This window comes from Pseudoalteromonas sp. SS15 (assembly GCF_049257195.1).
GTDB lineage: Bacteria > Pseudomonadota > Gammaproteobacteria > Enterobacterales > Alteromonadaceae > Pseudoalteromonas.
This window is the reverse complement of record NZ_JBMMUD010000003.1, coordinates 366,637-390,785: the sequence shown is the minus strand read 5'-3', so window position 1 is coordinate 390,785 and position 24,149 is coordinate 366,637. Positions and strand designations below refer to the sequence as shown.

General features: G+C 41.5%; 18 protein-coding genes, 3 tRNA genes and 1 pseudogene. 7 read left to right on the top strand and 15 right to left on the bottom strand.

Annotated features, from left to right (window positions below; genetic code table 11):
• Positions 1–51 precede the first annotated feature (51 nt).
• From glsB to AAEU28_RS08755, 5 genes are all read right to left on the bottom strand, one after another.
• Positions 52–960, bottom strand: coding sequence for a glutaminase B (gene glsB / locus AAEU28_RS08775; protein WP_421963763.1), 909 nt, complete (start codon positions 958–960; stop codon positions 52–54).
• 165 nt (positions 961–1,125) lie between these two features.
• Positions 1,126–1,485, bottom strand: coding sequence for a ribosome hibernation-promoting factor, HPF/YfiA family (gene hpf, locus AAEU28_RS08770; RefSeq protein WP_058029027.1), 360 nt, complete (start codon positions 1,483–1,485; stop codon positions 1,126–1,128).
• A 222-nt stretch (positions 1,486–1,707) separates the two neighbouring features.
• Positions 1,708–1,783: transfer RNA gene (locus AAEU28_RS08765), tRNA-Phe, on the bottom strand.
• A gap of 35 nt (positions 1,784–1,818) precedes the next feature.
• Positions 1,819–1,894: transfer RNA gene (locus AAEU28_RS08760), tRNA-Thr, on the bottom strand.
• Between the two features lie 15 nt (positions 1,895–1,909).
• A tRNA-Phe gene (locus tag AAEU28_RS08755) sits at positions 1,910–1,985 on the bottom strand.
• 393 nt (positions 1,986–2,378) lie between these two features.
• Here AAEU28_RS08755 and AAEU28_RS08750 point away from each other — a divergent pair.
• A pseudogene (locus tag AAEU28_RS08750) lies at positions 2,379–4,727 on the top strand (ATP-binding protein); the annotation flags it as partial.
• Between the two features lie 9 nt (positions 4,728–4,736).
• Positions 4,737–6,152 carry an Hpt domain-containing protein gene (locus tag AAEU28_RS08745; RefSeq protein WP_421963865.1) on the top strand — a complete coding sequence of 472 codons (1,416 nt, stop codon included), beginning with the start codon at positions 4,737–4,739 and terminating at the stop codon, positions 6,150–6,152.
• Between the two features lie 93 nt (positions 6,153–6,245).
• Here AAEU28_RS08745 and AAEU28_RS08740 read toward each other — a convergent pair whose 3' ends face one another.
• From AAEU28_RS08740 to proB, 7 genes are all read right to left on the bottom strand, one after another.
• Positions 6,246–6,428 carry a hypothetical protein gene (locus tag AAEU28_RS08740; RefSeq protein WP_421963762.1) on the bottom strand — a complete coding sequence of 61 codons (183 nt, stop codon included), beginning with the start codon at positions 6,426–6,428 and terminating at the stop codon, positions 6,246–6,248.
• A 34-nt stretch (positions 6,429–6,462) separates the two neighbouring features.
• Positions 6,463–7,692 carry a DEAD/DEAH box helicase gene (locus AAEU28_RS08735; RefSeq protein ID WP_421963761.1) on the bottom strand — a complete coding sequence of 410 codons (1,230 nt, stop codon included), beginning with the start codon at positions 7,690–7,692 and terminating at the stop codon, positions 6,463–6,465.
• A 92-nt stretch (positions 7,693–7,784) separates the two neighbouring features.
• On the bottom strand, positions 7,785–8,477 hold the full coding sequence (locus AAEU28_RS08730) for a DUF3581 family protein (RefSeq protein WP_421963760.1): 693 nt from the start codon (positions 8,475–8,477) through the stop codon (positions 7,785–7,787).
• Between the two features lie 152 nt (positions 8,478–8,629).
• Positions 8,630–10,114, bottom strand: a complete 1,485-nt coding sequence (gene gltX / locus AAEU28_RS08725; protein WP_421963759.1) for a glutamate--tRNA ligase — start codon at positions 10,112–10,114, stop codon at positions 8,630–8,632.
• Between the two features lie 96 nt (positions 10,115–10,210).
• Entirely contained in the window at positions 10,211–10,576 is a 366-nt protein-coding gene (locus tag AAEU28_RS08720; protein ID WP_421963758.1) for a glutaredoxin family protein, read from the bottom strand.
• A gap of 42 nt (positions 10,577–10,618) precedes the next feature.
• On the bottom strand, positions 10,619–11,623 hold the full coding sequence (locus tag AAEU28_RS08715) for a GGDEF domain-containing protein (protein WP_421963757.1): 1,005 nt from the start codon (positions 11,621–11,623) through the stop codon (positions 10,619–10,621).
• A gap of 204 nt (positions 11,624–11,827) precedes the next feature.
• Entirely contained in the window at positions 11,828–12,934 is a 1,107-nt protein-coding gene (gene proB, locus AAEU28_RS08710) for a glutamate 5-kinase (protein WP_421963756.1), read from the bottom strand.
• 472 nt (positions 12,935–13,406) lie between these two features.
• Between proB and AAEU28_RS08705 the strand changes: the two genes are divergently transcribed.
• On the top strand, positions 13,407–13,625 hold the full coding sequence (locus tag AAEU28_RS08705) for a hypothetical protein (protein WP_421963755.1): 219 nt from the start codon (positions 13,407–13,409) through the stop codon (positions 13,623–13,625).
• 44 nt (positions 13,626–13,669) lie between these two features.
• On the opposite strand, the gene AAEU28_RS08700 is transcribed toward AAEU28_RS08705, so the two are convergent.
• On the bottom strand, positions 13,670–14,170 hold the full coding sequence (locus AAEU28_RS08700; RefSeq protein WP_421963754.1) for a DUF1543 domain-containing protein: 501 nt from the start codon (positions 14,168–14,170) through the stop codon (positions 13,670–13,672).
• 183 nt (positions 14,171–14,353) lie between these two features.
• Here AAEU28_RS08700 and AAEU28_RS08695 point away from each other — a divergent pair, with 183 nt between their 5' ends.
• Positions 14,354–15,997 (top strand): amidohydrolase, encoded by a 1,644-nt coding sequence (locus tag AAEU28_RS08695; protein ID WP_421963753.1) that lies wholly within the window; start codon positions 14,354–14,356, stop codon positions 15,995–15,997.
• 81 nt (positions 15,998–16,078) lie between these two features.
• Here the strand turns inward: AAEU28_RS08695 and AAEU28_RS08690 are convergent, their stop codons facing one another.
• Positions 16,079–16,300, bottom strand: coding sequence for a YgjV family protein (locus AAEU28_RS08690; RefSeq protein WP_421963752.1), 222 nt, complete (start codon positions 16,298–16,300; stop codon positions 16,079–16,081).
• Between the two features lie 174 nt (positions 16,301–16,474).
• Here AAEU28_RS08690 and AAEU28_RS08685 point away from each other — a divergent pair, with 174 nt between their 5' ends.
• On the top strand, positions 16,475–17,128 hold the full coding sequence (locus tag AAEU28_RS08685; RefSeq protein WP_404391134.1) for a Crp/Fnr family transcriptional regulator: 654 nt from the start codon (positions 16,475–16,477) through the stop codon (positions 17,126–17,128).
• Positions 17,129–17,400: 272 nt separating this feature from the next.
• Positions 17,401–19,479 carry a hypothetical protein gene (locus tag AAEU28_RS08680; protein WP_421963751.1) on the top strand — a complete coding sequence of 693 codons (2,079 nt, stop codon included), beginning with the start codon at positions 17,401–17,403 and terminating at the stop codon, positions 19,477–19,479.
• A 242-nt stretch (positions 19,480–19,721) separates the two neighbouring features.
• Here the strand turns inward: AAEU28_RS08680 and AAEU28_RS08675 are convergent, their stop codons facing one another.
• Positions 19,722–20,201: a winged helix-turn-helix transcriptional regulator gene (locus tag AAEU28_RS08675; RefSeq protein WP_058029014.1), complete on the bottom strand. Its 480-nt coding sequence runs from the start codon at positions 20,199–20,201 to the stop codon at positions 19,722–19,724.
• Positions 20,202–20,339: 138 nt separating this feature from the next.
• Here AAEU28_RS08675 and putA point away from each other — a divergent pair, with 138 nt between their 5' ends.
• Complete coding sequence (gene putA / locus AAEU28_RS08670; RefSeq protein WP_421963750.1) at positions 20,340–24,143, top strand: bifunctional proline dehydrogenase/L-glutamate gamma-semialdehyde dehydrogenase PutA; 3,804 nt, start codon at positions 20,340–20,342, stop codon at positions 24,141–24,143.
• Positions 24,144–24,149: the final 6 nt, after the last annotated feature.

Here is a 24,149-nt window from a genome sequence, read left to right as displayed (position 1 = left end):
ATCAGTCGGCTTTATTATATATATCATTGCGTATTAATTATTAAGTAAATTCTAATGGTTAACATGCTCAGCAAGATATTCCAATGCAGCAATACCTGCGACCGAATTGCCAAAACTGTCTAAACCTGGAGACCATACAGCAACAGTAAACTGTCCCGGCAACACTGCGATAATAGTACCTGACACGCCTGACTTCCCCGGCATACCAACACGATAAGCAAAGTCGCCGGCTGCGTCATAAAGACCGCTGGTAAATAATAACGAATTGAGTTGTTTCGTTTGCTTTGCCGATAACACTTGCTCACCACTTTGCAAACAAACACCTTTATTACTCAAATAAGAAAACGTCTTAGCAAGTTCAACCACGTTCACCTCTATGGCGCAGTAATTAAAGTAACTCCAAAGCACCTTTTCGACGTCATTATCAAAGTTACCAAAGGACTTCATTAAATAAGCCATAGCAGCATTGCGATACCTATGCTGATATTCGGAGTTAGCCACAGTACGATTTATCACAACATTACTGTTACCTGATTGAGCTCTAAACTTCTCTAGAACAGCATGAATAGGCGCGCTCAAACGAGAATACAGTGCGTCTGCTGTAACGATTGCACCGGCATTAATAAAAGGGTTTCTTGGTTTACCTTGCTCGAATTCAAGCTGAGTCAATGAGTTAAAAGCTGTTCCAGATGGCTCTTTACCAACACGTTGCCACAACTCATCCCCATAACGCTGTAATGCCATGGTTAAGGTGAGTGCCTTTGACACTGATTGCACTGTAAATTTATTACTGACATCTCCAGCTGAGTATACTTTGCCATCAGAGGTTTGCAGCGCAATAGCAAACTGACCTTTCTTCTGCTCGGCCAACGCAGGAATATAGGTCGCAACTTCTCCCTGGTGAGAGAAGGGCTCAACATGCTGGCATGTTTTTTCTAATAAAGTTTGATAATCAAGCACTAAATAAAGACCATAATTTTTTTCACAATATAGCCGATGTTAAACCACCAAAACACCAGCCGATATTCGTAACTAAGAATATTAATTCAATACAAAAAACTTATTTTACTTATAAACGAAACAAGCCCGATAAATCGGGCTTGTTTCGTAGTACTTGCAATAAACTTATTGGCTTAAGTTCATCTCTTGAATAATTTCGTGGGCGATAGGTGGTGTGGTACTCACTGGTTTTTCATGCCTATCTGCTTTTAACTGACCTTTTCTATGCTTAAGGGCTGCATCTAGTTTTTTTGCGGCATTTGCAATTGCCGGATACATAACTTCACCTTCTCCTTTTACCGCTACGCGTGCGCCTTCATAGTTAGTGCTAATTTCAGTATAAAACTGGTTGTGCTCTTTGCTAATAATGATGTCTAAGGCTATCAATGAAGGAAAATGCGTTGCGATTTTGGCAAACTTTTCTTGGACATGCTGTTTTACGGCGTCGGTTACATCTACGTGATGACCAGAAAGATTTATTTTCATAGGGTATCCTTTTTTTGTTTACCTCAACTACAGTATTGAGGGCAAAATTGGATTTCACAAGCAAAAAAATAGAAATTTTATTTAAATGAGAATGGCACTTGATTCAGATCAGCGCCACATTGCAAGTGCCTAAAAAGAAAACACCTTTCTATGATTTTGAGTTGACTGAGGTTTATTTTGCTAGAAATGAAAAAGCCTCGCTACTGCGAGGCTTTTCAATGATGGTGCCCAGAGGCGGAATCGAACCACCGACACGAGGATTTTCAATCCTCTGCTCTACCGACTGAGCTATCTGGGCTAAATATTTGCTAGTTTTACTTCTTAGCGAGAAAATGGTGCCGACTATCCGAGTCGAACGGATGACCTACTGATTACAAGTCAGTTGCTCTACCAACTGAGCTAAGTCGGCAACACCGAAAATAAGTGGTGCCCAGAGGCGGAATCGAACCACCGACACGAGGATTTTCAATCCTCTGCTCTACCGACTGAGCTATCTGGGCAAATTATGTTTTGTACTGAAAACCTTAATGGATGTTCAATACTATTCCCTTAAGCTCTACCGAATGAGCTATCTGGGCAAACACATCACCTAAACGTTTAAACTTGGTAACCGTCTGGGCGTGCGGCGTATTAAACGAGTTTTGCCCCTTCAAGTCAACCCTTTTTTTAAAAGCAACGTTTGCTTGCTTAGTTTTCAACCACCAATAGCAAAGTTTGTACAAACAGTGTCTTAATTGCTCAAAAGTACGTCACTAAAAAGAGATAACCATGCATACAGGTTGAATGGAAAATGCTTAAAAACGGCGAGCTTTAATAACAAGACAATGTTACGATTGGGTACTTAATAAACCAATAATAATCAAATTCTAGAGCAGTTAAATCGGACCTTATCAATGCCAAACTCTGAGAATATAAAACTATCAGGCTTTTTACCTCTGGTGCTAACAAGTATATTAACTGTTGGCTCTATTTGTGCTGCAGCCGCGTACTTTCTTCCTAAATCACAACAAGCACCACAAATTGATTTTGCCAATCAAGCACAACAGCTTTCTGAACCACTTGCAAATACTATGATGAAACAAGGGTTCAGTCAGGTTAAGAAGTTACTGGCTGGTATTTCAGAGGCTGATCCTAATACCCAATATTATCTATATAGTATGACGGGTATGGCAGAGCCAGCTCTCATCTTCCAAAGTAATGAAACAGCAATTGCACCGATTTCACAAGTGAAGCAATTTAAAGTTGGCAACACACTCACTGTACATCAACCTTTAAAGCTTGATGGGCAATATGTTGGCGAATTGGTTATACAGCACAAAGTAAAAACCAGCAGCAACACAAGCAATATCGCATATGGTTTATTTGCACTCGCTTTATTGCTGGCATTTGGTTTCGCACTTTTTGCACAGCGCCGTCTCGCTCAACAACTTGCGACTGACAAGCAAAAGCTAAAATCAGAACTTAAAAAAGTATCAGAAGAGCAAGATTATAAAAGGTTCATTGATAGCAACTTAGGCTTTGGTTTTGACGAAGTAGCTCAATCTATTAATGATGTTCTACAGCAAGTACAAACTTCGATAGACAATAATCAAACTTCTGAAAAAGAGCTCAAGCAGCTTCAAACTAGCTTAGAAACTGAAGTACAAGCTAGAACACTGGCACTTGAAAAGGCGACCATGAACGCCGAACGTGCTAACGAAGCCAAAACGACCTTCTTAGCGACTATGAGTCATGAGATCAGAACACCGATGAATGGTGTTATTGGTACAATTGATTTATTACGCCAAACAGACTTAGATGGTGCACAACACCGCCTCAGTACCATCATTCGTGACTCAGCTTTCTCCTTGCTGGGTATTTTGGACGATATTCTGGACTTCTCTAAAATTGAAGCCGGCAAGCTACAAATAGATAACACAGCTTTCTCTGTTACCGATACCATTGAAGAAGTGGCACGCGTTTTATCTTCTGTGGCTAAAAAACGTAAACTCGATTTACAGCTGGCAATCGCCCCAGATATTCCTAAAAACCTAATTGGCGACAATATTCGTGTTCGTCAGGTTTTATATAACCTGTGTAGTAATGCCATAAAGTTCACAACCACAGACGAAAACCGACAAGGCTTTGTAAAAGTCGCAGTAGAAGTTGCACAAAATACCTCTGAGCATTACACATTACGGTTCTCTGTGACAGATAACGGTAAAGGCATGACGCAACTGCAGTTGCGTGAGATTTTTAATCCGTTTATTCAAGCTGAAAACTCGATCACCCGTGAATATGGTGGCACGGGCTTAGGCCTTTCAATTTGTAAGAGCCTAATTGAGCTCATGCTGGGTTCAATTAATGTCACCAGTGATCTGGGAATGGGCAGTGAATTCGTGGTCGAATTACCATTTAGTACCGACGGCAAAGTTGAATATGCTAACAAAGCCGTGCTAGCGCAAAAACCAGTTGTTGTGCTCACTGATAACCCAGCTCGTAAAGCAATTCTGTGTCGTTACCTTTCATTTATGGGTGCGAATACTTATGCCATTGACTCAATTGATGAAGCTGAAGAATTCCAGCACACACCAAATTTAATTTGGGTGCTTGATGGCTTAGATGGTATGGCACCAGTGAATGACCAGTTACGCTCTCTGCTTTATTCTCTAGAACAAAATAAACAGCAAGTTATTGTATTAAGCACCATGGACGAGTCTGCGCTTAATCACGCCAATATTTTCTATTTGAATGCGGCACCATTATGTAAGAGCAGCTTTATGACGTCTGTAATGGTTGCAGCTGGTTTACATAAACCGAAGCAATTAAAGAAAGCGACCTCTTTCAATAACTTCTTAAATGTCGATAAAGCACGCGCAGAGAATAAGCTTGTACTATTAGCTGAAGATAATGTGTTAAATCAACAAGTATTGACTGACCAACTTCACTTACTTGGCTATGGCGTTGAAGTCGCTGAAAATGGGGAAGAAGGGTTAGCAATGTGGAAGAAAAACCATTATCCGATCATTCTGACCGATCTACATATGCCTAAAATGTCAGGCTATGACATGGTTAAAGCAATACGCGAAGAGGCAGAGAAGTGCGATGATATCAAAGCTCAACCTTATATTATTGCGGTAACGGCCAACGCTTTGAAGGGTGAAAAAGAGCGTTGTATTGCAACAGGGATGAATGACTACATTACCAAGCCGATTGAATTAAATGTATTAGAGGCGACACTTGCAAAATGGCAGCCTGAAAAACATATTCAAATGTCAGTGTCGCAAGAAAGTCGCGATGATGACTCAACTTTATCTGTTGAGAATAAAGAAACATCAAGCGAACTTTCTACTTCTAGCACTCAACAAGCAAAGAATGAAACCACGCAAGTTGAAAACGTAGTTGATCATGAGCCAAAAGCTGAGATATCTAAAACAGATACACCTGATACAGGTACGGCCTTTGACTCTGATTTAAACTGGTCTGAAGAACAAACTAAACAATCACAGGCTGCAATAGAAGATGATGTGCATACTATAGATATTGATGCTTTAACCGAAACTGATAATGATCATTTGTCGTGGCAAGCGCCTGAGGTAGAAGAGACAAAATCTACAACTTCTTATGAAGATAGCTATGATCTTGATTTATCATTACAGTCTCACGAAGCCGATAATCTAGACTGGCAAGAAGAAACATCATCTACACACTCTCCATCTGAAGAGACTTTAGACCTGAGCCAATTTACTGAGACTGACAGTGATTTAGAGTGGAAAGGTGATGCCAGCAATGCACAAGCAGATGAGTTTGAGCATGAAATCAATATTGATAATATTGAAGTGGACAGCCAAGACAATATTGATTGGCAAAACCTCAATGATATTGATGAAACTGCTTCAATCTCTTCTGAAGATAAAACAGAAACTGCGATAACAGATACTTTAACTGAACAAGTTGAAGAAACTGAAGAATTTGGATCTGTAGCTCCTTCTCAGGCAAGCGCTTTAACCGGCTCTCTAAGTGCTATTTCTTTAGAATCTACTTGGGAAGCAACACCTGCAGCCCAGGCTTCAGATAATACTATTCCAACACCAAGCTTTGGTTTAGCACCGGAAGGGACTTCGCAAGATGCACTTAACCCAGCAAGCACTCAAGAAAATGTTACGCCTGAAATAAAAGTGCTAGTTGAAGACCCTATTGAAGTTGATACTCCTAATGAAGTAAAAGCTATAGAGCCAGAATCTAGCGAAGTTGAGACTATGATTGAGGTTACTACCGAAAGTGATTTACCTGCTGAAGAAAGTATTGAAGAGCCGCTAGTCGATATTTCAACACTCGCTGTAGTCGATATTGATATGTTTGATAAATACGTCAATCACGACGAAGCGAAAAAACTGCGTTTCTTCAGAATGTACCTAGAACAAAGTAGTGAGTTGATCCGTGATATTTTTGCCAATGTCATGACTCGCGAACAAGACAAGATCATCTCAGACTGCCACCAGCTCAAATCGATTTCAAAGACCGTCGGTGCAATGCAAGTGGCCGAAATCGCGATTCAATTCGAACAAGCATGTAAAGACCGCGAATTAACCAGTGATGAGCTAATTAATTTCAGAGACAAATTAGACGATTACTACACCGATGCGATGATGTTCATGCAAGACTTCATCAAGCAACGCTCAGAGTAAGTCGCCAGGTATAAAAAAGCCCGCTAGTTTTAAACTGCGGGCTTTTTTTGTGGCTGTTTTATTGTGATTAGCTTTAACTAAGCAAAGTTCAGGTTAACTTCCATGCCAAAGCATATAAATCAATTTGATCACCAAAGACACCATCACTAAAGGTAAAATATACTTACTATATTTTTGCATCTTGTGTAGCCCTAAGCTCTCCTGATAACGCTCTAACAGTGGGATCAAAATCAATAAGCTGATAACTAAACTGCCAATTATAATCAGTACATTCATAAAAACTCCTGTTTTACTAAGCCAGAAAGCTAGGCTATCTTCTTCTGCGTTGGCGTTGCCCAAGTACACGTTTTTTATCTCTGTCTTTACGTGCTTTATTGGTATTCTTACGGTTATCTTTGACCTCTCGGGTCAAGTCAGGTTCAAAACCACTTAGCCATTGCGGGGTTAATCGCTCATCTAATAACACTTCAAGTTCTTCAAGTAGCCACTGCTCATCTTGGCTGACTAAGCTAATAGCCTTACCCGAGCGCCCTGCTCGACCTGTACGACCAATTCGGTGAATATAATCTTCTGCCACATAAGGTAGCTGAGCGTTAATCACGTAATCTAATGTGCTGATGTCTATACCACGCGCTGCAACATCAGTGGCCACAAGCACACGTACCTTACCCTCTTTAAACTGAGTTAACCCTTTATCTCGAGCGCCTTGTGATTTATCGCCATGAATTGCACTGCTCGGCAAACCATCTTTAATTAGTTCTTTAACAAGGCTATCAGCTTGCGCTTTAGTGCGAGTAAACACCAACACTTGCTGCCAATTATTCTTACCAATTAAATAGGCAATGACAGCAGCTTTCTTCTCTTCATCAATGGCATAAAAAGTTTGCTCAATCGCCTCAACTGTGGTGTTTTGCTGCTCTATACCTACACGCTTAGGATCTGACAACCAACGGCTAGCCAGCTTCTCAACACTTTCATCTAAAGTTGCAGAAAAAAGCATGGTTTGTCTTGAGTCTGGCACATGACGCATAATGCGTTTTATCTCACCAATAAAGCCCATATCTAACATTCTATCGGCTTCATCAAAAACCAAATGCTCAAGTTGACTGAGTGACAAAGTACCTTTAATTAAGTGATCGAGTAAACGCCCAGGGGTTGCAATAACAATATCAACGCCAGCCTTCAATCGTTTCTCTTGAGGGCCAATATTTGCACCACCATACAGGCACACCACTTTTAAATCAGTATTGGCTGCATATTGCTGAGTATTCTCAGCGACTTGTTGCGCAAGCTCTCGCGTTGGCGCCAAAACCAGTGCCCTAACTTGACCAAGCTGTGTGTCATCGCGCAACAGATTGTTCAGTATCGGTAACATAAACGCCGCCGTTTTACCTGTACCAGTCTGTGCAGTCGCGATGATGTCTTTGCCTGTGAGAGCTAGTGGAATAGTCTGCGATTGAATATCAGTTGGGCTTTCGAATCCGAGTGTTTCAAGAGCAGAATAAATGGCCGGTGCCAAAGAAAAAGAAGAGAAAGACATAGAAACCACTGCGATAAATTAAATTGAACGCAGTATAACAAAAACGCGCCTGAGGCGCGCTTTGTGCTAATATTGTTTATTATATTATTACTTTAAAGCGTTGCTTTACGCTCATTGTAATAAGCAATCAAGTCATCAATTGCCTGTTGGTCATAAGCTTTAATGCCAGATACTAGCATGTGCTTTTCACCACGACCGACTTTTTTACCTTCACTGATGAAGTTAAATTTAAGAATGATTTTGCCACGCTTTCCTTCGTATTCGAACTCTGGCGTATCCGTTTCTAATTCAACTGACTTTACATTGATATCATCAAAATGGATCGCCATTGACTCGTAAATTACCATAGGGCGAGCAGGATTGATCATCACCTCTTTTTCACCCATCACAGGCACTATCATATGCGGGAAAGTTGTGCCTGAGAAAGCCACGTAATTTTTCGTTAAGCTTTCAATTAAAGTTGGGCATTGGCTTGTTTCACCATCTCGCTTTACTGATAACATCACTTTGCCGTTTGATGTTACTGCAAACTCATCTGCCACTTCAGGGAATTGAAGTTGTGACGTTTCGTCAACCATGCCTTCAAATTTGAAGTACATGTTCTCACTTACACCATAGCGCGATAATACCAATGAAAATAATAAATCACCTGGCACACAAAACTTCTTCGCATCAGCATCATGTAATGGGTTAAAGTCATCTGCTACTTTCTTAGCGAATTGGCTACCCTGCTCACGTGTGATCGTGACAAATTCAGCATCTTGTTGGTAGTAAGGCGTTAACATACATCTAGTTCCACAACTTTAAGGACGGGCTATAGTAGCAGAATAAAATGTTATAGAGGTCGTATCTGTTGTGAAATTGACAAAAAAGCACCAATAAAAAAGCCACTTTGAAACAAAGTGGCTTTTAAATAGCTTAAAATCAATATATTAGCCTACGCTTTTGGGTAGTCGCGATATGCTTTTTCTAACTTTTTAGCTTGCTTCTTAGACACACCAATGTGCTCAAGTGCCACACGTAAACGTGCACGAGACAGGTCTGAACCTAAGATCTCCATTGCATCTACAACTGACGTTGAAGACGTTTTACCTGTGATAGCAACAAAGATTGGCTCTAAGAAGTCTTTGATCTTTAATTCATGATGCGTTGCTACTGCTTTTGCAATCGCGAAGATCTCATCTTTTGTCCAGCTACGAAGCGTTTCTAATTCCCAAATAAAGAATTGAAGTGCCTGACGTACAACCTCTTCATCTGCTTTACCCGCAGTTAATAGCGCAGGGTCGTATTCTGGAATACCACCCACAAAGTGACCAGCTAGGTCAACTAAGTCTGACAGCTTGTTAATACGCGTTTTAGCTTGAGGTAAAATACGAGATAACGTCTCACCATTGAACTTCCAATCAACAAAGCGCTGAATCAGTTCTTCGTCAGATAAATTTTCGCGGATCCAAAGACCGTTTAACCAGTTTAGTTTGTCGATGTCGAAAATTGGACCACCAAGCGATACACGCTTCATGTCGAAGTGTTCGATCATTTCAGCAAGGGTGAACTTTTCACGTTCATCAGGCATTGACCAACCCATACGACCTAAATAATTAAGCAGTGCTTCTGGTAAGAAGCCCATTTCTTTGTAGTAGTTAATCGACGTCGGGTTCTTACGCTTAGACAGCTTAGATTTATCTGGGTTACGAAGCAGTGGTAGGTGACCAAGTACAGGCGCTTCCCAACCAAAATCTTCATACAGCTTTAATAGCTTAGGTGCTGAGTTGATCCACTCTTCGCCACGGAAAATGTGACTGATCTGCATGTGGTGATCATCAACAACGTTCGCTAAGAAATACGTTGGGAAACCATCTGCTTTTAAAAGCACTTGCATATCTACGTTTTCCCACGGGATCTCAATTTCACCACGTAGGTAATCATTAAACTTGAAGCTACCTTCAGTTGGGATCTTCATACGAATAACGTAAGGTTTACCCGCTTCAAGGTTTGCTTTGATTTCATCTTCGCTTAACAACAGACCACGACCGTCGTACTTAGGACGAAGACCTTCTGCCATTTGCTGTTCGCGCATTTCGTCTAGCTCTTCGGCTGTTGCGAAACAATAAAACGCTTTACCTTCGTCAACTAGCTGCTGCGCAAATTGCTTGTATAAATCGCTGCGCTCAGACTGGCGGTATGGACCGAACTCACCGCCCACATCAGGACCGTGATCCCAGTTAAGGCCTAACCAACGCAGGCTATCCATGATCGCTTGCTCTGATTCAGGCGTGCTACGCACTTGGTCTGTATCTTCAATACGAAGAACAAACTCACCGCCTTGTTGCTTAGCAAAACAGTAATTGAAAAGGGCAATATAAGCTGTGCCTAAGTGCGGATCACCTGTTGGTGATGGAGCTACACGAGTACGGATAGTCATGTGATTTCTCTTAATTGATCAGACAATAAAATAATGGCGGGTATGCTAGCACACCCGCCATTATTCGACAAAAAATTACCTAGTATTTTGAGTTTTTTAAGCGGCTTTATCTAAGCCTTGCAAAAACGCAACTATGTCACTTGATTCATACATCCAAGTCACCTTGCCTTGCTCTTCGATACGCAAACATGGCACTTTAACTTTACCACCCTGCTCAGCAAGCTCTTGGCGATAAGTTTCGTTATTTTTTGCATCGCGAGTTTCAACTTTTAAACCTTCGCGTTTAATGGCACGGCGTACTTTTACGCAGAATGGGCATGCCTCAAATTGATAAAGCTTAAAATTCTGTGTTTTTGCATCAAGCTGTTGCTGCGCCTGTGCTTCACGTTTTTTACTTCTAGGCGTGAAAATAAAGTTTAAAAGAAGAATGATACGGCCTAAAAACCAACGAACAAATTTCATAATAACTCCAACGCTTAAAAATCCCGCGGAGTGTATCACAAATTAAAATAATTCAATATCACTGCCCGACACGGCTTGCTGTACAATATTGAGTTGCTGGTAATCACTGACTTGATTACGGCCGTTATCTTTTGAATGATATAGCGCCATATCAGCCTTATTCACTAATTCAGCTAACTGATATTCGTCTCCAACTTGAATAAAACCAATACTCATAGTCACATTTGCTACTTGCGGGAAACGGGTGTTTGCAACTAACTCCCTCGCCCTATCTAAAACTTTCCATGCTTGATCAGCATTATCTGTCATAAATAAGATGGCAAACTCTTCACCGCCATAACGGAACAATAAGTCATCAAAACGAAAATGAGATTTCAAAAGTTGCGATACGAGTACTATCACTTCATCACCGATTACATGACCAAAGGTATCGTTGACTTGCTTAAAATGGTCAATATCAAGAATGGCCAAAAACCAATGCTGCTCTTGATCTATTTTTTTTTGCTGATAACGACCCTCACTATGCATTATTTCTGTAAGTTTTTGCTCAAAGCTCTGTCTATTCAAAAGTTGGGATAAGGGATCTATGGCGCTATTGTGCAGTAACTGCATCTGTAAGAAATAGACGTCAAGCAAATGTAGGATAAGCCCTTCTTCTTTGTCAGTCAGTAGTACTTTACCCTCTTTATGTGCTTTATTGGTGATGATTAAACCACCCAAAGGATGAATATCTGTTTTTGCAAAAAACAGTGTGCGAGTCGGCTGTTTTAATAACTTAATATGATCAGGTAAATCATGAATGGCATTTTTAAACAACTTTAAATACGCATCATACTCTTCTTGGTACATTACCCCTGAAGCATGTACAGTAAATTGAAACTCTATTTGCGCTTTTATGTGGCAGCATTTTTTACTGAAAAAATAAGCATCAAAGCGGTCGCTTAAAAGGTCTTGTAAAATTAGACTAAAGCACTGTTTAAGGTCATTCTCTTTTTTTTGAGAAACCAGCTGTTTAACTAACCCATAACCACAGTTTGATGTTTGCATAGATACATAGGCTAAATTGACTTTATTAAAGTGTAGATGGCATCACACTAAATGCCCAAACTTTCAAGATAGCTTAAAATGCACTTGTTGAAAAAGAGCTTGATAAGGAATTAACAAGCTCAACAAGCATATAAGACAGATTTGCTTTAATACCAGCTCTATTAATTAAGTCTGCTAAGTAGTGACTCAATAAAACACGCTAGCTTAAGAAGTGAGTAGCACTAAGTCATCTCGATGAATAACGACGTTAGAAAGCCCAAAGCCAAGCTGTTTAGCTATATCTTGACTGTGTAACCCTTTAATTTGCTCCAACTCTTGGTTATCAAAAGCACTTAAGCCTTTTGCAAACACCTTGCCTTCACTGTCACTTAACGTGACTAAATCACCACGAGTAAACACGCCATTCACCCCGACAATTCCTTTTGCTAATAAACTCGCACCTTGGCAAGTTAAAGCCTCTACCGCCCCTAGATCACAAATAATAGTACCTGTGGATTTTGGACCACTGAGTAGCCATTTTTTGCGACCTTCAAGTGGTGCATCAAACTTTAATACTCGCGTGCTGGGCGCTTCGCCATTTAACACATCGACTAAGATATTCGCTTCCGAGCCTTTTGCAATAATGGTCTCAATACCTGCACGCTGCGCAATTTGCGCAGCTTGTAATTTTGTCGCCATACCACCGGTACCTAGTGAGGTACCAGAATCACCCGCTAAAGATTTTACGCTATCGTCAATTTCACTGATTTGTGTGATCAACTCAGCGTCTGGGTTTGAGCGCGGATCGGCGGTAAACAACCCAACTTGGTCGGTGAGTAAAATAAGCTTTTCCGCATTGGCTAATATCGCCACCAGCGCTGATAGATTATCGTTATCGCCGACTTTAATTTCTGCCGTTGCCACCGCATCGTTCTCATTAAAAATAGGAACGACATCATGCTTTAAAATCTGCGTTAAAGTATCTTTTGCGGTCAGATATCGTTCTCTGTGTTCTACATCGGCGCGCGTCAACAGCATTTGTGCAACGGGCACATCATAAAGGGCAAACAGCGACTGCCACTGATGAATAAGTTGGCCTTGACCAATTGCAGCGAGCATTTGCTTTTCACTGACTGAGTTACCTATGGGTGTGGGAAGTTGGCTGCGCCCAGCGGCAACGGCACCGCTCGATACGATAACCACTTTATAGCCGTTTTCTCTTAGCTCAACACACTGACGCACAATATCAACCATTCTTGGCTTATTTAGGTGCAACTTGCCTGCTGTTAACACACTTGTTCCCAGCTTTACCACAACCAATTTTTTGTTCATAACTCCCCCAATGAATACCTCTTTGGTTATATCAGAGCCAGTTTTTTGCACAAGTTAAATTTATTCATTTCAGAGTCAATGCTAATATGCGCACAGCTTAAATACTGCGGGTAATTCCGCTTTTTATTTAACCTGAGCTTTGGTTAAGAGATTTACTAATGCATTGATATTTAAATGATAAGTGATTTTTTTCAAATCTGCAGCCGGAGACTTTTAGCGATAACACCGCTCACGCGTCCTGCTATCGCCAAGGTACCTACATCCATATAGGCAAGGCGAACTTACGCGTCAATAGCTGGTCTATTGCAAGTAAATTCAACGCAGTTAACGTTGAAAGTAGCCGCTGGAGATAGATTTATTATCCAAAGCTCAGGTTATTTAATCTTTATGTTTAAGATCAAAGCAACTTTTTTAAGTGCTTACACAATAGCCAAACAGCGCAAAGCAATAGAATTCAAATGAAAGAGTAGATATGAAGAAACATTCCAAGAAAAAAGAACTAATGATGCTGCCACTGCTTTTTATCAGCATTTTGCTTTGTGTTGGCGGTCATTTTATTTTGCAACCCAACTATCAAGATAGCCACCTCATTGAATACAGTTTAGCGGCACTGCCCTTTGTGATGTTTGCGGTTGTGCTCATAGCCATCAAAATGGCCTTTAAAGCTGAAGAAAAAGAGCAAGACGAATAAAGTAGAGTTTACTTGCTCTTCTTTCGTTATCTATAAAACATGAGCTATAAAACGTGATAGCCAAACCAATCAGGCACGAGCTGTTGCGTTTTCTCGCTTGGGATAAGATGAATATTGTAACCCGTATCGAATAAATCAACTGCAAAGCAATCATCAACATCGTACAAGTCATCTTTATGTCGGTGCGACATGCCCTGTAATAGTTTAGATTTCGCTTTTTGTTTTGCCTCTTCAGGACTTAATGCCACACACAACATAAACTCATGTTGCTCAGCTAAACTATCTGCTCGATAAGCGCCCATATTTACAAAGAAAAGCTTTTCCCTTTGTAATGAAGGCGTTTCACTGAGTGTAACTTCATAGCCATCGACATATTTTACTGCCACATAGCTGTCCATATGCACTTTGCTTTTGTCACCCACCCACTGTGATTTTAACTTATCAAAACACGCTTCTATATTTTCGCCTATCACAAAGCGTATATCGTGCATTTCAATATGACAGCCCACTATTCGGCCACCCAAATAAACCATAAATAGATGCATTGCATTCCTTAAAACTAGACTAAAGCAGCTTAAAAACTATGTATATATAGGTATAGTGACAAGAGAAACCGCTCACCGCAATAATGAGGCAAGACTTTAATACGCTTGATATAAAGAACACGATGGAATTAAATATTCTTCGCGATTACTCAAAAACTGAATCAACAGATAAGAAGAAAGATAATGATAAAACCTCTCACGCTCATCATAGGTATGTGCTTTAGTGCTGTCAGCACAGCACATACAACCTTAATTCATAACGTTAACGGCTACACACCGACACTTGATGGTAAAATTGAACGCTTTTCTACCCTCGTTTTTAAAGATGGCAAAGTCGTTAAATACAGTGACAAAGACACAATCAAGCAATTTCCTCAAGCTGAGAACATTGACGGAAAAGGCAAAACCTTATTACCAGGGTTGATTGATGCTCATGGCCATATAATAGGTCTAGGTAACAATCTTCAAAGGCTCGATTTACGGGGCGTTTCTTCTGCAGAAGCGGCAGGCAAAAAACTGCAAGCTTATGCTAAAATCAATCCAGATAAGTGGTTAGTTGGCCGAGGCTGGGATCAAACTTTATGGGAAAACAAAGCCTTTCCAACCGCTGCCGATTTAGACAAGTTCGTAAGCGATAGGCCCGTTGTGCTCACTCGCGTTGATGGCCATGCTATTTGGGTCAACAGTAAAGCCATGCAACTAGCAGGCATTACCCAAGCAACGCAATCACCAGATGGCGGTGAAATAATTCAAGTGGCAGGCAAGCCTTCAGGTATTTTCATCGATAAAGCAGAAAACTTAGTTTTAAAACATATCCCAAAACAATCGATTGAACAAAAGCAGCGCGCACTATTTGCAGCATCAAAGCATCTGCTTAGCTTAGGTATTACTTCAGCACACGATGCAGGCATTGACTACGATACCTGGCGCTTATATCAAGATTTAGCAGAGCAAAACAAACTGCCATTTCGCATTTATGCCATGCTTTCGGCAAGTAGCCCAAAACTTGATGACATGCTAGATGCGGGTGTCATCAAAAAACAAAATGACTTTTTAAGTATTCGCAGCGTAAAAATTTACGCGGATGGTGCTCTAGGTAGTCGCGGTGCTGCGCTCATCAAAGACTATAAAGACAGAAAAAACCACAAAGGCCTTATGCTTGAAAATAAACCTGCACTCGAAGCCTTAATGAGCAAAACCTTTAAACATGGTTATAGCGCGCACACCCATGCGATTGGGGACAGAGCAAACCGCATCGTTTTAGACAGCTATGAAAGTCAATTTAAAACTGTCGGTGGCAAATTGCTACGAAACCGTATTGAGCATGCCCAAATTGTACACCCGGATGATATACCCCGCTTTAAGCAACTCGATATTATTCCATCGATGCAACCGGTGCATGCCACCTCTGATATGCATATGGCAGAAAAGCGTCTGAGCGACGAGCAATTACAAGGTGCTTACGCGTGGCAAACTTTTCTAAAACAAGGTAGTAAAGTAGCGTCTGGTTCTGACTTCCCGGTTGAGCTTGCAAACCCGTTCGACGGGCTTTATTCAGCTGTAACTCGGATGTCGAAGCAACAAACACCTGAAAATGGCTGGCGCAATGATGAAAAACTATCACGAGAGCAAGCATTAACTTCGTTCACGCTGGATGCTGCTTATGCTGCATTTCAAGAATATAAGCTTGGCAGTTTAGAAAAAGGCAAATGGGCGGATTTTATTTTAATCGACAGAGATTATTTTACAGTGCCTGAAGATGAAATATTCAAGATTGGCGTAGAGCAGACTTGGATAGCAGGTGAAAAACGTTTTGAGAAAAAGTAATTAGCGCTGTATTTTTATAATCTTACCAATAGCCTTAGCATGCTTTGCTGACGCTAAGGCTACTTAGTATTGTAATAAGGGTTATTGCTTACGCCCTTTTACTAACTTAATTAAGTGATAAATATTCACTAACGCTAATAAAGCATTGGTAAACGCCACAGGCCACGCTTGGATCATCACGCCATAAATGGTGAAGCAAATACACCCAGTTAAATTTAACCAACGTAATTTAGTTACATTAGTCATCATTAAAGATAAGACTAAAAAAACCGACGCCAAATACCCTAAATATTCCCAACTCATCGTTCACTCCAACAAATTTCATTCTTAATCAAAAAGTGCCACATCAAATTTTATTGAAATGCCTCGGCTGCAAAAATTAAGGTAAAAACTCAATAACCACTTAGCATAAGGCATAAGTCATGCTATCTTCGCAACATGTGATTAACTAGGACAATTGTCCTAAGAGCCTTTTAGATGTTCCAATACCACTTTTCTGCCAATCTCGTTGAACAATTACTGCAATTTGCGGGTAATACTTTTGTACATACAAAGAAAGATGTACTGATTCACCAAGATGAACCATTAAGCAAATTAATTCTGGTCAGAAGCGGCACCGTCTCTTTTAGTTACGATGTAGGTAATGGTAGACGATTATTACTCGGTCAGCTTGACTGTAATAACACCTTAATTGGCGAAATTGAAGCGCTCAACAATCACCCTTGTACATATACAGTTACCTGTTTAAATGAAGTGCAGTACAACCTCATTGAGCTTAAGCATTGGCGACAACTATTGCTCGACCAGCCAGAGCTTAGCTTATATACCGCACAAACCATCGCGGCAAAGTTCATCGAAAACCAAAAAGTGAACTTAGATAAGCTATTATTGCCGCTTAGCTACAACATTGCTAAAGACTGTTTAATGCGCGCAGAAAACAGCAACCCAACCCTTCTAAGGGCGTATAGCACAGTAAACGCCGAAGCAGAACGATTCGCAACCACAGAGCGAGCTTATCGCCGAGTTGTTACCGAGTTAGTAGATAAGGGCTTAATTGTCAGAACCCCGGATGGCTTAAAGCCAGTAGACATTGATGCATTAGACGACTTTGTTGACAGTTTTGCCTGCTAAAGAACGCTTAAGAGCGTCAAATTCACTTAGTAAATTAATTGTTATATCGCTTTATGCTAGCCCTAAAAAAAGGGACTGATTTTAATAAAAAAATTAAGCTTCTAAATTTGTATATGAACTTTTAATAAAGTATCATTCAGCAGCTTGACGAATAAATAATGAGCTATTATTCTCTAGTTACTAATTTGCATTGCGGGGCAAGGTGATCTTATATCTGCAACATAATTAGTGCACTCTCAGTTTACTTGAAATTAAAGGAAAAGGTAAAAATCATGGGAAACAAAAAGTTTAATTTAACCAAACTTGCCCTAGCAATGGGTGTTACTCTAGGCCTAGCAGGCTGTTTCAGTGACAATGACAACAACATTGACATCAAGCCACCAGTACCAGAAGAGCCAGATACGGTTGTAGTTGGTGAACTTCCAGACGGCGCGGTTGCTCAAAAACAAGCTGCCGCTTTCACTGTATCAGTAGAAGATTTAAGCGGTGCTGCACTTGGTACGGCTGATGCCCCTGTAACAGTAAGAATCACCAAAGGTGCTGATAAAGTAGTATCTTTAGATGGTAGCGAGCTCGCTGCTGAAGAGCTAACACTTAATGCCGGTACTGGTATTTTTTCTGCAGCGGTAGCTGACGTTTCAGAAGAAGTTACAGTCACTGTTAATTTCACTGCGGATGGCTTCATAAACAACAGTACAACGTTCACACTTTCATCAGACAATACTGATGAATCTGCTACGGTTAGACTTGTTCCTAGAACTTCTTCTGCAGACACTCCAGTGAAAGTAGCAGCAGAATCAAAAGCAGTTGCAGAGCTGGTAAAAGAAGGTGAGACACTAGCATTTGATGAAGAGACTGGTGCAATCACAGTAACTGATGAAAACGGTGACCCTCAACCAATTACACTGGCAAAAGAAATCGAAGCTGCTACGGAAAAAGACGATAAAGGTGGCGTTGAAGTTGTAATTCCTAGCGGTCGTCAAATGCTTTACCGTGATTCAGAAGGTGAACTGAAGCCACTAACTAGTGCGCCTGAATTAACAGTTGCTTACTTTAACAATGAAGCAAGTACAGCAACAGAAGCAAACAACAATGGTGATGCAGCTTCTCAAGCTCGCGAAAGCTCAACGCTTGACGTTTTCCCAGGTGGTTTAGACCTAGAAGTACCAGTACCTGCTAGCGATGCAACTGACGCAGCTGAAGCGCCTCAAGCAGGTGCATTCACTACAGCAGGCTTCGTTGCTATCGAATTAACAGATGCTGAAGGTAATAAAGTAAAAGAATTTGGTGAAACTGACGGTAAGAAAAACAGCATTGAAGTAAAAATGACTGTAGACGCAAACACTGCGAATGCATGTCCAATGAACTATGGTACAACTGACCTTGACCAAGAGACAGTTGCAGCTTTTGCTACTGACTCAACCAAAGCAACTGACTCTGCATACTTCAGAAAAGGTGCTTGTGTAACTGTTGAAGGTGGTACTGTTGCTTCTCGTACAGTTAAAGAAGGCGACATTATCCCTGTTTGGAGTTATGATGCAGATGAAGCTCAGTGGAGCTTTGAAAGCTACGGTGTTGCACAAAAAGTTGAAGGAAATGACAGCATTTTCAACGTTGCAGTACAAGTAACTCACTTATCTTACTGGAACCTTGATTTCTTCAACTGGCGTGAGCCTAACCGTGGTCAATGTGGTACTAACGGCCGCGTTGAATTTGATATCGTATACGGTGGCGAAAATGAAGTACAAAACAGCACACCGTTCTCTCTACTAGTTGAGTCTCAAACTAACGGTTATCGTAAGCTAAAACGTGCTCGTGACTCGTTCTTTTTCGACAAATCAACAATTCTTAACCCACCTTCATTCCCTGTTTTCTTACAGTTCTTAGAAAGTGGTGAAAACATCATTGATGGTGTTAAGGGTGATGAAAATAACCCAGTTGACGGCACTGCGACACGCTTAAAACTTGATGATGTATGTGAGCTAGATGGCAAGACAGTTGTTCTTGTTAATGAAGAGCCTGTAGAAACATTTGCACAACCATTCAAAACTGAACTTGTTTGTAATGTGGAAGGCGCAGATCAACAAGGTCGCGCAGCATCTGCTACAACTGTTTATTTATTCCAAGACGGTTCTCGTGTAGGTTCAATTCGTACAGGTAATGACGGTACAGCTGTATACAATAACCTAGTTGCTGGCGATTACACTGCACGCGCTGCCAACACGACTGCCAACAACGCACTAACAGAAGCGGTTTCATTCACTGCAAGCGCAACTGAAGTTGCATTAGAGATCCCTGTAGCTAACTGTGTACCTACAGAGAAACCAGTAACAGGTACTGGCGGTTCTTAATTTATAAAGTAAACTGAACTTAAAGCCGTGCTTTGCACGGCTTTTTTATTTGGCAGTAAGCGAGTAAGCGAGTAAGCGAGTAAGCGAGTAAGCGAGTAAGCGAGTAAGCGAGTAAGCGAGTAAGCGAGTAAGCGAGTAAGCGAGTAAGCGAGTAAGCGAGTAAGCGAGTAAGCGAGTAAAAGCTTATAACTCCCTAAATATATTACAAGCTTTTAATAAACCTAATTGACTACTTTCTTGTACTAAAGCACTCCTACCCCTAAATCTGGTTTTACATGCTCAATCACCATATAAGTATGGTTTGTACCAACCCCTGGAATTTCAACAATTTGTCCTAGTACTTCACGATAAACTGTCATATCGGGTACACGGATTTTCACTAGATAATCAAAGCCACCTGCGACCATATCGCAACTTACTACATGAGGGATCCGAATAATATGCTGTTTGAAAGTTTCAAATACCGATTCTGTTGAGCTTTTTAGACGTATTTCTACGTGAGCCACTAGATGTTGCCCTAATTTTTCAGGGTTTAATCGAGCGCTGTACCCCTCTATATAACCTTCACTTTCGAGTTTTTTTACCCTGTCTAAACACGGGCTAGGGCTTAAATTTACTGCCTTGGCGAGGTTTACGTTCGAAATTCTGCCGTTTTTGTGTAAAGCGTCTAAAATAGCTAAATCAATACGATCAAGCACACGTGTTTTGATTGAAGTTGTCATACAGAATTTTATGCTGAATTATTTAAAATTTGAGCCGTAAATTATCGTAAAACGCCAAATTAAACCAGCATATTCTGCTGCGATTTGTATACAATGCACAAAAATTCTATCACCTAATTATTTTAGAGGGTTCACATTATGCTATTTAAAGGCGACTTAACGACCCAGTGTCCGATCCGTCAAAAGATCAGAGACTTTTATCGCATCGATGAAGAGCAAGTCATCGATCAGATTTTGCCTTTAGCAGAAGTTGGTGTTTCTGCTCGAAGCCGTGCTTGGGAGCGCGCGCGTCAAATGGTATTAAACATTCGCAAAGACCAAAAAGGTAAAGGCGGTGTTGATGCGCTTTTAGAAGAATATTCTTTATCTTCTGAAGAAGGCGTGGTGTTAATGTGTTTAGCAGAAGCGTTGCTTCGTGTGCCAGACAAAGAAACACAAGACGAACTAATTCGTGACAAGCTAAGTCAAGGTGACTGGAGCTCTCACTTAGGTAACAGTGACTCTCTATTTGTTAATGCATCAAGCTGGGGCTTATTGCTAACTGGCAAGATGGTTGACTATGCAGACAAATCAAAAGAAGAACAGTTTGGTCTGCTAAAACGTACTATGGGTCGCATTGGTGAGCCAGCTATCCGGAAATCTGTGCAATATGCCATGAAGATCATGGGTCAGCAGTTCGTAATGGGCACCACCATTGAAGCAGCCCTTGAACGCGCAAAAGAAAAAGAAGCACAAGGCTACGCCTATTCTTATGACATGCTAGGTGAAGGTGCACGCACCATGGCCGATGCTGAGCGTTACTTCAACAGCTACATGACTGCAATTCATGTCATTGGTAAAGCCGCAAATGGCCGTGGTCCAATCAAGAGCCCAGGTATTTCTGTAAAGCTTTCTGCAATCCACCCGCGTTATGAATTCACTCACCGTGAACGCGTAATGGAAGAACTAGTTCCGAAACTAAGAGAACTTGCACTAGCAGCTAAACAATATGACATCAACTTCACTGTGGATGCAGAAGAAGCTGACCGTTTAGACATTTCTCTAGATATCATCGAAGCAGTATTCTCTGATGAAGCATTAGGTGACTGGAACGGTTTTGGTCTGGCAATGCAAGCATACCAAAAACGCGCTATCTGGGTTGTTGACTGGTTAGAAGCCCTATGTCGTCGCGTTGGCCGTAAGATGATGGTTCGTCTTGTTAAAGGCGCTTACTGGGATACTGAAGTAAAACTAACTCAAGCTGATGGCCTTGAAGGCTTCCCGGTATTCACACGTAAAGCAAGCACTGACGTATCTTACAAAGCCTGTGCGATTAAACTAATGAATGCACGTGATGTGATCTTCCCTCAGTTCGCAACACACAACGCATACTCTGCAGCGACAATCCTCGAGCTAGCAAACGGCGAATACAACAACTTCGAATTCCAGTGTCTACATGGCATGGGTGACTCGCTATACAATCAAGTTGTAACCGAAGACAAAGTACAGTGTCGTGTATACGCGCCAGTTGGTCAGCACGAAGACCTTCTTGCTTACCTAGTTCGTCGTCTATTAGAAAACGGTGCAAACTCTTCATTCGTTAATGCGATTGTTGATGAGAGCAAGCCGGTTGAAAGCCTGTTAGAAGATCCAGTAGAAAAAATTCAGCGTTTACGCAACAAGCGCAATACGCAAATTACTATGCCTATCGACATGTTCGGTGCAGAGCGTAACAACTCTAAAGGTTTAGACTTAACCAACATTAACCACATCACGCCAATGCGTGAAAACTTAAATGCTTGGGTAGAGAAAAACCTAATTACGCACAACGATGTACCAGAAGGTCACGAAGCGGTAATTAACCCTGCAAACCACGATGAAGTGCTTGGTTCAATTCGTCACCAAGACGAAGCTGAAATGAAGCAGCTAGTTACGAACGCTGAACAAGCATTCGAAGCTTGGTCAAAAGTGCCAATCAACGAACGCGCTGACATTCTTCGTCGCACAGGTGATATCTTAGAAGATCACCGTGATGAGCTAATCGCACTGTGTATTAAAGAAGCAGGTAAAGTTGCCCAAGATGGTATCGACGAAGTACGTGAGGCGGTTGATTTCTGTCGTTATTACGCAGCAAAAGCAGAAGAGCTTTCTTTAGACGAGCGTTTCTCTCCGCGTGGTGTGATTTTATGTATCAGCCCTTGGAACTTCCCACTGGCGATTTTCTTAGGCCAAGTGGCAGCGGCAATTGTGACTGGTAACACGGTAATTGCAAAACCTGCTGAGCAGACATCACTGGTTGCACTTCGCACTATCGACTTAATGAAGCAAGTTGGTTTACCTGAAAACGTAGTTCAGCCTGTTATCGCACGCGGTAGCAAAGTTGGTCAGGTGATCGTACCTGATGAGCGTATTCAAGCCGTCATGTTCACAGGTTCAACTGAGACAGGTACACGCATTTCACAAACGCTTGCTGAGCGTGGTGGCGACCAAGTACCTCTGATTGCTGAAACCGGTGGTCAAAACTGTATGATCGTTGACTCAACGGCGCTACCAGAGCAAGTTGTTGACGATGTGATCTCTTCTGGCTTCCAGTCAGCAGGTCAACGTTGTTCTGCACTTCGTGTTCTTTTTGTTCAAGAAGAAATTGCAGATAAAGTGATCAGCATGATCAAAGGTGCAATGAAAGAACTACACGTTGGTGACCCTGCTTACCTTTCAACAGATGTTGGCCCGGTCATCGACCAAAAAGCCCACAGCGCACTTACTGAGCACGTAGAGTACTTAAAAGGCAATGCAACGCTGCATTTTGAGTGTCCATTACCTGATATGGGTGACACTGGTCACTTCTTCTTTGCTCCTCGTTTATATGAGATCAAAGACTTATCTGTGCTTAAGAAAGAAGTATTCGGCCCGTGTGTACACGTGATCCGCTTCAAAGGCACTGAAATCGATAAAGTAATCGACCAAGTAAACAGCACTGGCTTCGGTCTAACTATGGGTATTCACTCTCGTATTGAAGAGCGTGCAAACTACCTAGCTAAGCAATCTCGCGCAGGCAACATTTACATCAACCGTAATATGATCGGTGCGGTAGTAGGTGTTCAGCCGTTCGGTGGTCGTGGTCTTTCTGGTACTGGCCCTAAAGCAGGTGGTCCTAACTACCTGTTCCGTCTAGTTAAAGAAAACAAGACGCCTGATAACCGTCAAGTTACTAACGTTGCAGTTGATACCGAAGAACTTAAAGCTTTCCAAGGTGCACAAGAGCAAGTTAGTCAGCTAATGCAAAACTCAATGCGTGATGAAAAAGCTTGGCGTGCGATGCCGCTAAATAACCGCGTATCTGTGGTACGTCAGTTATTAGCAAAACTTGCCAATGTTGAGATTATGGATCAACTTGCTGATGACCTATCACATACTTTAGCTGATGCACGTGAGCAGATCATCCGTGTTGAAAAGCGCTTAAGCAAGGTTGTACAGTTGCCTGGTCCTACAGGTGAGTCAAATACGATTCGTTACGAGCCTCGTGGCTGTGTAGTGTGTTTTGCAGATAAAGACACTTCATTCAACTTCTGGGTAATGTCTATCATTACTTCACTCGCTGCTGGTAATACAGTGATCACTGTAGTGTCTGACTTATTCCACGAAGAAGCACTTGCCTTTAGAGACAAGTTAATTAGCTGCGGCGTAGCTGAAGGCGTTATGCAAGTTGCTAAGCTAAACCAGCTGCCTGCGGTATTGGCTCATGATCACCTAGCAGCAGCAGTTGTAGGTAGTGGCTGTGCACGTAAAGGTTACTTCAGCACGCAACTAGCGGCACGTAAGGGTGCTATCCTGCCAGTGATCAGTGCTGAGTACTACGACACGCTACTTAATCGTCTAGTGACAGAAAAGACCATTAGTATCGATACAACAGCGTCTGGTGGTAATACATCGTTAATGACATTGGTTGAAGACGACGAATAATAAATA